Annotated in this window: 11 protein-coding genes; 3 read left to right on the top strand and 8 right to left on the bottom strand. The window is 44.3% G+C overall.

The window, feature by feature from the left end; all coding sequences use genetic code 11:
* Nucleotides 1-28 precede the first annotated feature (28 nt).
* The 6 genes from CHX35_RS03145 to CHX35_RS03170 form a co-directional block, all read right to left on the bottom strand.
* Nucleotides 29-1,036: an ABC transporter ATP-binding protein gene (locus CHX35_RS03145; RefSeq protein WP_091833800.1), complete on the bottom strand. Its 1,008-nt coding sequence runs from the start codon at nt 1,034-1,036 to the stop codon at nt 29-31.
* A complete protein-coding gene (locus CHX35_RS03150) occupies nt 1,033-2,061 on the bottom strand; it encodes an ABC transporter ATP-binding protein (RefSeq protein ID WP_091833803.1) in 1,029 nt (342 codons plus the stop codon). The genes CHX35_RS03145 and CHX35_RS03150 overlap by 4 nt, the downstream gene beginning before the upstream one ends.
* A gap of 23 nt (nt 2,062-2,084) precedes the next feature.
* Nucleotides 2,085-3,014, bottom strand: coding sequence for an ABC transporter permease (locus tag CHX35_RS03155; RefSeq protein ID WP_091834446.1), 930 nt, complete (start codon nt 3,012-3,014; stop codon nt 2,085-2,087).
* Nucleotides 3,015-3,019: 5 nt separating this feature from the next.
* Nucleotides 3,020-3,949 carry an ABC transporter permease gene (locus CHX35_RS03160; protein ID WP_091833806.1) on the bottom strand — a complete coding sequence of 310 codons (930 nt, stop codon included), beginning with the start codon at nt 3,947-3,949 and terminating at the stop codon, nt 3,020-3,022.
* A gap of 127 nt (nt 3,950-4,076) precedes the next feature.
* Complete coding sequence (locus CHX35_RS03165; protein ID WP_091833809.1) at nt 4,077-5,690, bottom strand: peptide ABC transporter substrate-binding protein; 1,614 nt, start codon at nt 5,688-5,690, stop codon at nt 4,077-4,079.
* Nucleotides 5,691-6,082: 392 nt separating this feature from the next.
* Complete coding sequence (locus tag CHX35_RS03170; RefSeq protein WP_091833813.1) at nt 6,083-7,717, bottom strand: peptide ABC transporter substrate-binding protein; 1,635 nt, start codon at nt 7,715-7,717, stop codon at nt 6,083-6,085.
* Nucleotides 7,718-7,940: 223 nt separating this feature from the next.
* On the opposite strand from CHX35_RS03170, the gene CHX35_RS03175 reads away from it, so the two are divergent.
* The gene (locus CHX35_RS03175; RefSeq protein WP_091833816.1) at nt 7,941-8,312 is read left to right on the top strand and encodes a DUF3899 domain-containing protein; all 372 of its coding nucleotides are present in this window, start codon (nt 7,941-7,943) and stop codon (nt 8,310-8,312) included.
* A gap of 62 nt (nt 8,313-8,374) precedes the next feature.
* Here the strand turns inward: CHX35_RS03175 and CHX35_RS03180 are convergent, their stop codons facing one another.
* A complete protein-coding gene (locus tag CHX35_RS03180) occupies nt 8,375-8,734 on the bottom strand; it encodes a PqqD family protein (protein ID WP_091833821.1) in 360 nt (119 codons plus the stop codon).
* 21 nt (nt 8,735-8,755) lie between these two features.
* On the bottom strand, nt 8,756-10,660 hold the full coding sequence (locus CHX35_RS03185) for an OPT family oligopeptide transporter (protein WP_091834448.1): 1,905 nt from the start codon (nt 10,658-10,660) through the stop codon (nt 8,756-8,758).
* Between the two features lie 305 nt (nt 10,661-10,965).
* On the opposite strand from CHX35_RS03185, the gene CHX35_RS03190 reads away from it, so the two are divergent.
* Nucleotides 10,966-12,348: an FAD-binding oxidoreductase gene (locus tag CHX35_RS03190; protein WP_091833824.1), complete on the top strand. Its 1,383-nt coding sequence runs from the start codon at nt 10,966-10,968 to the stop codon at nt 12,346-12,348.
* A 19-nt stretch (nt 12,349-12,367) separates the two neighbouring features.
* Entirely contained in the window at nt 12,368-13,729 is a 1,362-nt protein-coding gene (locus CHX35_RS03195; RefSeq protein ID WP_245838599.1) for a (Fe-S)-binding protein, read from the top strand.
* The last annotated feature ends 64 nt before the right edge of the window (nt 13,730-13,793 follow it).

Here is a 13,793-nt window from a genome sequence, read left to right on the forward strand (position 1 = left end):
GCGGTTGTCTTTAAGTTACTCATGCGCTTTACTTCATTCCTTCTTCCTTTTTCAAGGACTCCTCTTGGTATAAATGACAGGATACCCAATGGAGTGGACGAACTTCCTGCCACGTGGGTACTTCCTTTGCACAAATATCCATCGCTTTGGGACAACGTGTACGAAAACGGCAACCACTTGGAGGGTCAATCGGACTTGGAACGTCCCCCTTCAAGATAATACGCTCTCTACGTTTTTCCGTATCCGGATCAGGAATCGGAACAGCTGATAAGAGTGCCTCGGTATAAGGATGGAGAGGGTTATCATAAAGCTCTTGACTATCCGCTAGTTCAACCATATTTCCCAAATACATCACACCTACACGGTCACTGATGTATTTAACCATGGATAGATCGTGGGCGATGAATAGATAAGTGAGTCCCTTTTCCCGTTGCAGCTTCTTCATCAAGTTAACAACCTGAGCCTGAATCGAAACATCCAACGCCGAAATCGGCTCATCTGCAATAATAAATTCTGGATCGACTGCCAGGGCACGTGCAATTCCAATCCGTTGCCGTTGACCACCGGAGAATTCATGAGGAAAACGATCCGCATGCTCTTCGTTAAGTCCAACGGTCTTTAGGAGCTCGACTACTTTCTCCTGACGAGCTTTTCCCTTTGCCAATTCATGAATATCTAACCCTTCCGCGATAATATCCCCTACTGTCATACGCGGGTTCAATGAGGCATAGGGATCTTGGAAGATCATTTGCATTTCTCGGTTAAATTGCTTTAGGTTTTTCCCTTTAAGATCTTTGGTGGTTTTACCCTTGAAACGAATATCCCCATCCGTTGCATCATACAAACGGATGATCGTGCGTCCAATGGTGGACTTCCCACAACCCGATTCACCAACGAGACCCAGGGTCTCACCCTTATATACTTCAAAGGAAACATTATCTACCGCCTGAACAAGTTGTCCTCGTCCGACATGAAAGTGCTTTTTGACCTGTTCAACTTCGAGAATCTTTTCCACTTTCGGTTCGACTTTGCTCATTTGGAAGCACCTCCTACCAAGTCATGAGGAATTTCAACCGATGGCGCCATGGGGTGTTCTAACCAACAAGCTACACGTTGGGTACCGGACGCATCCGTTGTTTCTGGCATTTGCTCTTTACATACTTTCATCGCATGAGGACAGCGACTTGCAAAAGGGCAACCCTTTGGTGGAGAGAGAAGGTTCGGTGGAGCTCCTAGGATCGGTGTCAATTCAGTATCCCTTGAGAGATCCATGCGGGGCATCGAGCCCATCAAACCCCATGTATAGGGATGACGCGGACGATTAAATATTTCCTCCACCGTCCCGGTTTCTACCACCTTCCCTGCATACATCACGACAACACGATCTGCCGTTTCAGCTACCACACCAAGATCATGGGTAATTAAGATGATGGAAGTGTCCATCTTCTCCTTCAAATCATTCATCAGATCCAAAATCTGCGCTTGAATGGTCACATCTAAGGCGGTTGTCGGTTCATCCGCAATCAACAGTTTGGGAGCACACGCCAAAGCAATCGCAATCATTGCCCGTTGCCTCATCCCACCACTAAATTGATGGGGATATTGATCAATTCGCGATCCGGGGCTAGGAATTCCTACTAGGCGCAGCATCTCAAGTGCCTTTTCTTTTGCTTCGGCTCTCCCTAACTTTCGGTGCTTAACTAGCCCTTCCATGATTTGTTTACCAATCGTCATGGTAGGGTTGAGAGATGTCATCGGATCCTGGAAGATCATCGCAATATCTTTCCCACGAATCCCTTCCATCTGCTTTTCAGGAAGCTTCGTTAAGTCATTGCCTTCGAACAAAATTTCTCCATGTTTAAAGACACCGGGTGGTTGAGGAATTAACCGCATGATACTTTGGGAAGTCACACTTTTTCCGCATCCTGATTCCCCTACAACGGCAACCGTCTCACCCTTTTTCTCCTCAAAGGAGACCCCTCTAACAGCTTGTACCTCTCCATTGTAGGTATGAAACGAGACATGAAGATCTTTTACTTCGAGCACATTATTACGATCCATGAAACTCCTCCTCCTTCCTTCGTTTATTGACGCAACTTCGGATCCAACGCGTCACGCAATCCATCCCCAACAAGATTAAAACTCAACATAATCAATGACAGAATCAGCGCGGGATAAAACAACTGATAAGGGAACAATTGCAGTACCTGGTAACCATCATTGATCAACACACCTAGACTTGCTTGGGGCGGTCGAATCCCTAAGCCGATAAAGGCAAGAAACGCTTCAAAGAAGATCGCTGTTGGGATCGAGAACATTACTGTAATAATCACAGGACCAAGTACATTAGGAAGCATGTGTTTCGTCAACATCCGTCGGGTGCTTGCTCCCAATGTGCGAGCTGCCAACACATATTCCTGAGACTTTAGTTTCAGCATTTGGCCACGAACCACCCGCGCCATGGTAATCCAACCCGTAATCCCCAATGCCAAAGCGATGGCAATAATCCCAGGTTTCAACCACAGCAATAACAAAATAATGACAATCAAATTAGGAATGCCGTACAGTACCTCAATAATCCGTTGCATCCAGTTATCAACTTTCCCACCATAATAGCCTGATATGCAGCCATAAGGAACACCGATTAAGAGATCAAATCCTGTGGCTAATAAAGCAATCAGCAACGAGATTCCAGCTCCATACCACGTTCTTGTCCAGATATCACGCCCTAAACCATCCGTTCCAAACCAATGGTCACCCACCGTCTCTTGGTTCGTAATCTCATAGTTAGTTGCTCGATAGGAATAGGAGTTAATATCCGGTCCTACAATTGCTAACACAGCAATGATTACTAATAGCAATACGCCGAGTAAAGCCCCTTTATTCTGGCGAAAGCGACGCCATACATCGCCCCAGAAGGTAATCTTTTTACTTGCTACCCCCTCTTGTGCTAGGGTATCCTTTGCTACGGGTTCAAACATTTCAGGAGTCATTTTTTGCGTTGATGAATTCATGGTGTTCACTCCTTCACACCTCCAATACGAATCCGAGGGTCAATAATTCCATAGAGAACATCCACCAAAAACATGGTCACAATAATCAAGGCGCTATAAAAAATTGTCACACCCATAATGACCGTGTAGTCTTGTATTTGGATGGAGTCGACAAACATCCAGCCCATCCCTGGTATTGCAAATATCCGTTCCACAACCAGAGAACCTGTTATCAAGTTAATCACGAGTGGGCCGAGTACTGTCACTGCTGGAATCAATGCATTCCGCAGTGCATGTTTAGTAATTGCCGTTCTTGCACTGAGTCCCTTCGCTTTGGCAGTCTTCATATAATCCTGACCCAAAACTTCCAGCATCTCCGTACGGATATAGCGCGCCATGGTTGCAATCACTAACACGGCCAACGATATACTTGGCAGGATACTATACTCAGGGCCATGCCATAACCCTACTGGAAGCCATCCGAGCTTTACCCCCACAAAGTAAGCAAGTAGTGTTGCCAAGACAAAGTTGGGTACCGAATAGCCGAGAATTGAGAAGATGTTCGCTGTGTTATCCACCCAACTTCCCCGTCGCAGTGCTGCAATACATCCCAAGAGGAGACCAAACAAAACACCGACTGCTGTCGCCTGAAGTCCTAATTGTAAGGAAGCAGGAAACCCTTGCAAGATCAACTCCGTAACACTCCGACCATCATATTTAAAGGAAGTTCCCAAATCCCCTTGAAATAGATTACCCAAAAATTTAACGTATTGGACAGGCAAGGGCTGATCCAACCCATATTGTTTGAGAATTTGTTCCTTCAATTCGACAGGAATTTTATCTTCATGTTGTAAGGGAGAGCCTGGCATCGAGTGCATTAGAAAAAAGGTAAGGGTAATAATGACCCACAACGTAATAAGCATATACATCATCCGCTGAAGTACATAACGGCCCATCACACAACACTCCTTTCTCATAATAGTCACAATCGCTCTACAGATGAATGGTTAGCGCACAGAAGGTATATACCCCCAAGGCATATACCTTCTCGCGCACCATTTTAGTTGTTTGGTATAGATTGTCTTACTTCTCTTCGATCGACATCCACTTAAAGGTGAAATCTGCACCAAAGGGATGGGTGACGAGACCCTTCACATAGGGTTTCTTCAGATATAGGCGGGAGCGATAATAAAGAGGAGCTATCGGTGCTTCATCCATCATCACCGCTTCGGCCTTTTTCAAGTCTTCAATTCGCTGTTTAAAGTCAGGATTGGCTTGTGATTTTTTAATCAGTTTGTCAAATTCTTTGTTGCTCCATTTCCCACGGTTAAACGAATTTCCAGTAATCCACATGTCGAGGAAGGTCATCGGATCATTGTAATCGGCACCCCAACCCGCAAAGGTAATTTGGAACTTTCCTTTATTTTCAAGATCCAATTTTTGACTGAAAGGCATTGGCCGCAAATCCACGTCAATCCCGAGTACATCATTCAATTGTTCTTTCAGATACTCTTGATCCTTCTTCCCATTACTTGAATCATAGCCTAATAACTCAATCGACGGGATCTTTTTAATTCCTTCTTCTTTCATCCCTTCTTTTAAGAGCTTCTTCGCTTCTTTTTTATCATAGCTTACATATTCCTTGGTCATTTCACGGAACATTTGATCCTCTGTTGCTTTGATATTCGGTGGAACTAGTGCCCCAGCAGGCTTTGATCCATTCTTCTCAATCTTATCCGTCATTGTCTTCCGATCAACTGCCATGGAAATCGCTTTCCGGATCTTTGCATTTTTAAAGAATTTGTTTTTGGTGTTGAATTGTAAATAGAAGGTAGTTGCTTCTTTGAAAGGCATTACCTCTGGCTTACCCTTCCACTTATCCACAAATTCCTGGCTCAAAGAAGTGAAATCCGTCTTACCTGTTTGATACAAGTTCTGAGCAGTGTTCTGATCCTTCACGATATCCGTATGAACCCCTGCTAGCTTGACATTCTTTTTGTCCCAATAGCTGTCGTTCTTCTTGAGATCATAGCTTTTTTCGTGTTTCCATTCGGACATAACAAAGGGACCATTGTAAACCATTTTATCCGGCTCGGTCGCATATTTGCTACCATATTTCTCATAGATGTCTTGACGAATAGGTTTAAAGGTACCAAAGGTCGTCAAATTGAGAAAGTACGGAACCGGATTTTTCAGTTCTACTTTTAAGGTTTTATCGTCAATCGCTTTAACTCCTACATCGCTTTCTTTACCCTTTGACATATTAAAAGCTTCTGCACCTTTAATCGGGTACAAAATGTTACTATATTCAGCTTTCGTTTTCGGATCTAGGGCAGTTTTCCAAGCAAATTCAAAATCCTTAGCAGTAACGGGCTTCCCATCGCTCCATTTTGCATCACGAAGGGTAAAGGTATAAGTTTTTTTGTCTCCGCTAATTTTTACATCATTCGCTATCGCTGGGATTGGCTCATTATTCTTATCCATACGATAGAGACCTTCCATGACGTTGTTAAGAAGGTACAGGGATGACGCGTCAGATGTCTTTGCACTATTCAACTGAGGTGGCTCTGAAACATCCACCATGTTAAAAATTTGCTTCTTTTTTCCAGCGGTATCATCTTGGACACCACCGCAAGCGCTCAACGCTAGACTAGCAACCACTAGGCTAGTGAGTGAGAGATATAACTTTCTACGCATGAGTTTCCCCCCTTGGGAATTGAGAAATATTTCTATGTTGTTATGATCCTTAGGATCTATAACACCAACGTTGTAGACGGTATATGATTCTCCGACAAAGGGAATATTCGGATTCTATTGCCCAAGGCATATTGATTCGACTCAATTCCCGAAATTCCCCCTTGATCCGCGGATTTTTTCCGTCTTTTTCGAGAAATCCCGTTTCAAGCAAGCTGAAAAAGGGAAAACGATTACACACTTTATTCGACTTCTTTTGGATAAGCTAAGATTATCATAACCGTTGCTATCCTTAAAATCAAACGAGAAAATATTGGATAAAATGTGTGGTAATCTCCATAAAAGCGCAATTTCATTAGGGGAATTACACTTTTTTTTCAATGAATATTAAATTTTTACTTAGATTTACCATCGAGATAGGCCCACTTAAGGCTTAGTTCGGCCCCGACAGGATGTCGTATAACATCTTTTACATACTGCTTTTGTAGGTAGATTTTCCCCCCATAAAGTACAGGGGCAATCGCAGCATCCTCTAACATGATTTCCTCTGCCTTTGTCATATCTTCTACACGTTCTTTAAAATTGGGATTGATTTGCGATTTTTCGATCAAGGAATCATACTCTTTATTCTTCCAGTCTCCATAATTAAAGGAGGTATCCGATAACATGGTATCAAGGAACGTCATCGGATCATTGTAATCAGCTCCCCAGCCTGCTAGGGAAAGCTCAAATTCACCTTTGCTTTCTTTATCTGTCTTTTGTTTCATCGGCTGTGGATTTACTACGATATCGATCCCAAGGAGTGTTTTTAATTGATCTTGAATGAATATCGCTGCCTGTTTGCGATAATCATCATAACTTAATAGAGAAAGCTTCGGCTTGGAAATAATGCCCTCCTCTTTCATTCCTTCTTTCAATAGACGTTTTGCTTCTGTTGGGTTATATAGTTGCCCTTGGGAAGCATGCTTTCTGAAGGACTCATTATCTGTCCCAGTAATGGTTGGCGGAACAAAAGCAGTGGCTGGCTTTGATCCATCTTTCAGCAATTTGGCCAAGGTATCCCGATCAATCGCATAACTGATTGCTTTACGTATCTTTGTATTGGAAAAAAACTTTTTGTCTGTGTTAAAGACGACATATTGGCTAATCGCCCCAGTATAGGGAGTGAATTCGGGGCTTTTCTTGAAGGCATCCGAAAGGGCGGAGTCCAATTGAGTCATATCCGTCTTGCCAGTGTTATAAAGATTCACACCGGTGGCGGTATCTTTAATAATATACATATTGGCCGTAGTTAACTTCACCCCACTACGATCCCAGTACGTTTTACTCTTCTTCAGTGTCATCTGTTGCTCATGTTGCCATTTCGATAGAGTATAAGGCCCATTCGTTACCATCCGATCAGGCTCGGTAGCATATTGATTGCCGAATTTTTCAACCACATCTTTTCGTTGTGGAAAGAACACCGGAAATGCGGTTAATCCCTGAAAGAATGGACTTGGTTCTTCCAATTCCACCCGTAACGTTTTATCATCGATTGCCTTGATACCTACTTCTTTTTCTGATTTTTTTCCCAAGTTATAGTCTTTAGCATTTTTAATTACGTATAAAATATAACTGTACTCCGATGCCGTTTTAGGATTGAGTGTTCGTTTCCATGAATACTCAAAATCCTTTGCCGTCACAGGCTTGCCATCACTCCATTTTGCATCTCGCAAAACAAATGTGTACACCTTTTTATCTGCTGAGATTTCCATCCTGGATGCGATGGCTTCTTCTGGTCGATTATCTCGATCAAGGCGAAACAATCCTTCATTCACATTATTCAAGACATCAAATGCGACGGTATCTACCGCTTTTGATGGATCTAAACTACTTGGCTCTGCGGCAGCAGTAATATCAAGCACTTGTTTAGTATCGGCGGCTCCTCCCAGATCCCCGCCATCCGGCCCACCATTAATTCCACCACAAGCAGACAGCAGCAAACTACATCCTAAAAACCCGATCAAACTTACCTTAAGCCCTTTGATCATCGTCGTACTTCCCCCCTGAATCTAAAATCCCTTACGTAGCATCATGATTACGCTTTCACTCATTCCCATAATTGATCCAACATATGAAGGCACACTTAATTATAAATGATATTCACTACCGAAAAAAGAGAAGTCAAAAAACAGGGACAATTGATTTGATTTGTCGAAAATTGCGCCTTCACTCACTTTGGGATAAACTTGAAGTCTCAGGGAGGAGGATTTTATGCTCAACAATCGTTATCTATGGGGCGTATTTGTTTCATTACTCAGTATTTTAGTAACCTGGTTACTAAGTAATGGATCAACCATTCGTTGGATTAATGCACTCTTTATGACTGGCCTCATCTCCATGTTGATTGCTGCGACTTACTTTGTAGTCAATGGCGGTTTTTTCAACAACTTTAGCCGTGGATTTTCAAAATTATTTAAAATCATGTCAAATAACCCGATGAACGATGATTTTGATGATTCGCCTGATGGTGGAGACAGTGGCGAAGAACGAAAGGCTTGGGCTTCACAGATGCTGATTACACTGACCCTCACCATAGGCTTGGTCGATCTCGCACTTTCTTTTATCCTTCTCACCTTCCGCTAGTACCCATGATTAATATAAGCCCCGTGCACAATTGCACGGGGCTTTTAACTACCTCGACGGAATCATTCCTTGCTCTTCATACGAATCCAACCATTCCCCTCAACGATTTGTAGAAAGGTTACTAACCGTGGCAAAATCGGTTCGGCCTGATCTCCAAAATGCTGCTCCAAAGCCAGAGCCAGCTCCTCTACTGTCATCTTCCCTGTGCATCGCCTTAAAACAAAGCTACCCAGGGCATCCATATGAACTCGGATGGTTGCAGGCTGATTGAACAAGCGAATCGATAATCTCTCCAACCATCCCCTTCGCGGAATAATTAGCGTTGCTAAGTCTGCTTCTATATCCTCTGTCCGCGCAAGTGTGAAGGGCTCTTTAAGAATCGGTAACATGGTAAGCAAATTTGACGGCTTATTCCCTACCATGGATGATCACCATCTCCCGTCTTATTTAGCTCCATGCTTCAGCCGCCTTCCCGCTGAGCGATAGGCAACCCACCATAAAAGTAACCCTACGACACCAAACACGCCGAGGGAGATCCACATATTTTCACTCATCGGTGATGATGGGATGCTTACGCCACTGACAATCAGAATGGCAATGACTACACCGATAAGCGATTCCCCTGCAATAAGGCCCGACGCAAAGAGAACCCCTGCTTCATTACGCATTTTACGAAGATCGAAATCCTTCGTCGTCGCATCAATGATCCAACGAATCCCACCACCGACAATGATGGGTGCACTCACATGAATCGGCAAGTATACCCCCACTGCGACAACCAACGAATTGAGACCTAAAAATTCAATAACGATGGCAATACCAGCTCCGAGAAAGATTAAGTCCCAAGGGAGATCGCCTCTCATCATCCCTTCAATGATCGTCTTCATCAACACCGCCTTTGGAGCAAGTAATTCCTTCGACCCCATTCCATAGGCTTCGTTTAAAATAACAAGAACCACACCAATCACCAGTCCTGAGGCAACGACACCGATCATCATGGCAATCTGTTGCTTCCAAGGGGTCCCTCCAATTAAATGCCCTGTTTTTAGATCCTGAGAAATATCCCCGGACACCGCCAACGCGGTACAAACGATTGCCCCGACGATGAGAGCAGCGATCATTCCGTGTATTCCACTTAACCCTGTCGCCTTAAAGATAAAGGTGACAATGAGGATGGTGGCAATGGTCATCCCAGAAACTGGGGAGGATGAACTTCCCACTACCCCTACAATGCGTGAAGCAACTGCGACAAACAAAAAACCAAACACCGCAATCGAGAGTGCGCCAATCACTCCAATGTTCGTAAGAGGGGCAAAAGCCAAAATCAAGACGATTACAAATACACCGATGCCAACCCATTTTAATGGGATATCTTGATCGGTTCTTGCTAACCCTTGTCCACCTAACTGATTTTTACGTGCACTTTGAATGGTATCGCGAATGGAATAAATCAGGGTTGGAAGGGTCTTCACCATGGTGATTAATCCAGCGACTGCTACAGCACCAGCACCAATATAAGTAATGTACCCTTTCCATATTCCCCAAGCATCCAATTCTGCAATCGGGGCCGCAGCCGGGAAGATCGTCTGCGAGGAGCCTGCACCAAAGAAACTAATTAAGGGAATGAGTACGACCCAGGCGAGAAGGCCACCTGCCATCATCTGACCCGCAATGCGGGGCCCAATGATATATCCTACACCGAGCAACGCTGGATAAATATCGAGGCCTATCACAGCATTTTTGAACTTGCTGATTTGAGCTTCAATCTCCGTTTTAAATAACACAAACCCGTCGCCTAACGCCTTCACGATCCCCCCAACCAAGAAACCTGCCCCTACTAAGCGGGCGTTCTTTCCGCCAGTTTCACCACTTTTCAGCACTTCAGCACAGGCGGTTCCTTCAGGATAGGGAAGCGTTTCGTGTTCATTGACAATTAAAAGCCGCCGGAGAGGAATCATCATAAATACCCCAAGAAATCCACCCGTTAATGCAATAAAGGCAATCATGCCTTGGTTCGGATTCAAATCCCACAGGAATAGGGCGGGTAGCGTAAAAACCGCCCCCGCACCAATCGCTTCTCCAGCAGTTGTCATCGTTTGTACAATGTTATTTTCTAAGATAGACTCCCGGCGAAAGATCCCTCGTAAAATTCCCATAGAGATCACCGCAGCTGGGATCGAAGCGGAAACCGTTAATCCAATTTTCAACCCCAGGTAGGCGTTAGCTGCACCAAAAACAACAGCTAACACGATTCCAAGTACACATGCCATCCAGGTTAATTCTGGCAATGTCTTATCCGCAGACACATAGGGGACAAACCCTGTCTTGCGGTCATTCTGCTGATTTATCATCACGATCCCTCTCTCTTTCCAAAGCCCAGGTCTGTGGAGGTTTCACATTCTCGATATTCCATCTACCCTTGTAATAAGCAGTCTGCTTAAATGATATCCATCTAATGCGAAGGAATTTAACATCCCTCTTCCTCCTACACCTTCTATGTAACTCACATTCCCAAAAGCAACAATGCTAACATGTTCAATAAGGCGATGTTTTCGTTTTTCGATGTAACACTCCACCCTAACAGAATGATGTTTTCTTTTGTGAAGGTGATCGGCAGAATATTCATAACTTATAAGGGAAAGGAGATGATTTCGTGTTTAGCACAAAGATAAAAGAATCACTAATCAGGATCTTGGGTAACGAATTTGTTTGCGACGATACAGAAACGTGTATCACTTACTCCTACGACGCTACCCCCCTCTATCAAGAACTTCCTGATGGTGTAGTCTTTCCTAAGACGACTGAAGATGTCCAAAAAATCCTTCGACTGGCTAACGAACATCACATTCCCGTTATTGGTCGCGGCTCTGGTACAAACCTGGCTGCTGATACCGTCCCCCATCAAGGAGGAATGGTCATGGTAATGACCCGGATGAATAACATTGTGGAAATTGACCAAGAGAACTTAACGATAACCGTCCAACCCGGTGTGCTAACCCAAGCCATTCATGAAGCAGTCGAAGCAAATTGGCTCTTCTATCCTCCCGATCCAAGTAGCATGAAAATTTCAACGATTGGAGGGAACATTGCAGAGGGATCCGGCGGATTACGTGGACTTAAATATGGAACAACGCGCGATTATGTTCTTGGACTGGAGGCAGTACTTGCAAACGGTGAAGTGATCCGTACAGGAGGGAAGCTTGTAAAGGATGTCGCAGGATATGACATGACTCGCCTGTTGGTTGGATCAGAGGGAACCCTTGCCATCATTACGGAAGCCATTCTCAAACTCATCCCGCTTCCTGAAACGCGTAAAACCATGATGGCTCAATTTAACAATATCGATTCTGCCGCCCGTACGGTCTCTGCAATTATTGCTGCTCGAATCATTCCGTGCACCCTGGAATTTATGGATCAACGAACGATACAAGTGGTAGAGGATCATGCAAAGATTGGACTCCCCCGGGATATGGCAGCCATACTTTTAATTGAACAGGATGGATCGCCTTCAATTGTCGAAGACGATTTAAAAAAAATTAACCAAATCTGTCTCGACTTTGGTTCTGTACACACCCATGTAGCACAAAATCTTGCAGAGGGCACAAAATTAATGGCAGCACGGAGAAATGCTCTCTCTGCACTCGCTCGGTGTCGACCCACTCTTATATTAGAAGATATTACAGTCCCTCGTTCACAAATTGCTACGATGGTAAAAATTATCACAGATATTGCCGACCATCATCAACTGACCATCTGTACCTTTGGTCATGCAGGGGATGGTAATTTGCATCCAACCATTCTCACAGATGCACGCGATTCCCTTGAGCTTCCTCGAGTGGAAAAAGCCCTTGCCGACATCTTCGCTGCAGCGATTCGCCTCGGCGGTACGATTACAGGCGAACATGGCGTAGGCCTTGCTAAAGCTCCTTATCTCGAATGGAAAGTGGGTCATGCAGGGTACCATGCTCTTCACGCGATAAAAAAAGCGTTGGACCCCACCAACCTATTGAATCCAGGTAAAATTTTTCGGTCGTAAGAACCAAGGAGGTATTCATGTGTCCACAAATCCATGGAACGACCTTGAAGAGACACTTCGTCAGACACTGGATGAAGAAGAACTCACCCGTTGTATGCGTTGTGGCTTCTGTTTACCCTCATGTCCCACATACCAAGAATCTGGCAAGGAAGCCGCTTCTCCACGAGGAAGAATTGCTCTTATGAAAGCGATTCATGATGGGAAAATAAGCCCGGATCCTACCTTTCAAAAACAGATGAACTATTGCCTTGGCTGCCGAGCATGTGAACCCGCATGTCCCGCAGACGTTCGCTTTGGTCACCTTCTCGAGCAATCGCGAGCAGCTATTACCTCCCATGTACCTACTCCATTATGGAACAAATTAATAAGACGACTTTTTTTTCACACACTGCTTCCCCACCGAAGTCGTCTTCGTATCGTAGCCGTCCTTTTCTTTGTCTATCAACAACTGGGTCTACGAACCCTTTTTCTTCGTTCAGGGTTGGCCAAAAAAATACTGCCTTCTCACCTACTTCATATGGACAAGGCGCTCCCCTTAGCCAGCCACCGTGGTGTTCGTGAACGAATGAAAACGGATTTTCATCCCGCTCATGGGGTTGCGATTGGACGTGTCGCTCTTTTCCCAGGATGCATTATGGATGTCCTATTTCCACAAACCAACACCCATACGGTTCAGATTCTTCAAGCAGCTGGATACGACGTGATCCTCCCCAACAAACAACCCTGTTGTGGTGCTCTTCATGCCCATGCTGGAGAAGAGAAAAAAGCGCATCAGCTTGCAAAAGAAAATATCGACTTATTTTTAAAAATGGATATTGACTGGATTGCTTCCAATGCGGGAGGCTGCGGTGCTCACCTTATCGATTATCCCTATTTACTAAAAAATTCCCCACAGTGGAAAGCTTTCGCTCATTCCTTTGCTAACCGTGTGAAGGACATTAGTGAGTTGATTCTTGCTGGGCGACCACTAACCCTACACCCTCTCCAGCAGCGAGTGACCTATCAGTCATCCTGTCATCTACAAAATGGCATGAAAGTGGAAAAGGAACCCCTTAACCTCCTCTCCTTGATTCCAAAGATCGAGCTCGTTGAACTTGCTGAATCCGAGCGTTGCTGCGGTTCAGCGGGTATCTATAATCTGACTCACCCGCATACATCCTTTCATATTCTCGATGAAAAAATGGAGCGCATTCGCCATACTCAAGCAAATACGATTGTGACATCCAATCCGGGTTGTCTTCTTCAATTAACCATCGGGATTCATCGAGCTCGCCTCCAGAATCAGCTTCGAGCCCTTCATTTGATCGATTTCCTAATGGAGAGCATGAAGGCAGAAACAAGTACAGATTCAGCATCTGAAACTCCCATAAAAAATTATTAATTATTAAACAGATAATTTTTCCCTAACTTGTTTTTTAAGACAATAATCAAATATAAATAATAAA

This window comes from Marininema halotolerans (genome assembly GCF_900116235.1).
Classification (GTDB): domain Bacteria; phylum Bacillota; class Bacilli; order Thermoactinomycetales; family DSM-45169; genus Marininema; species Marininema halotolerans.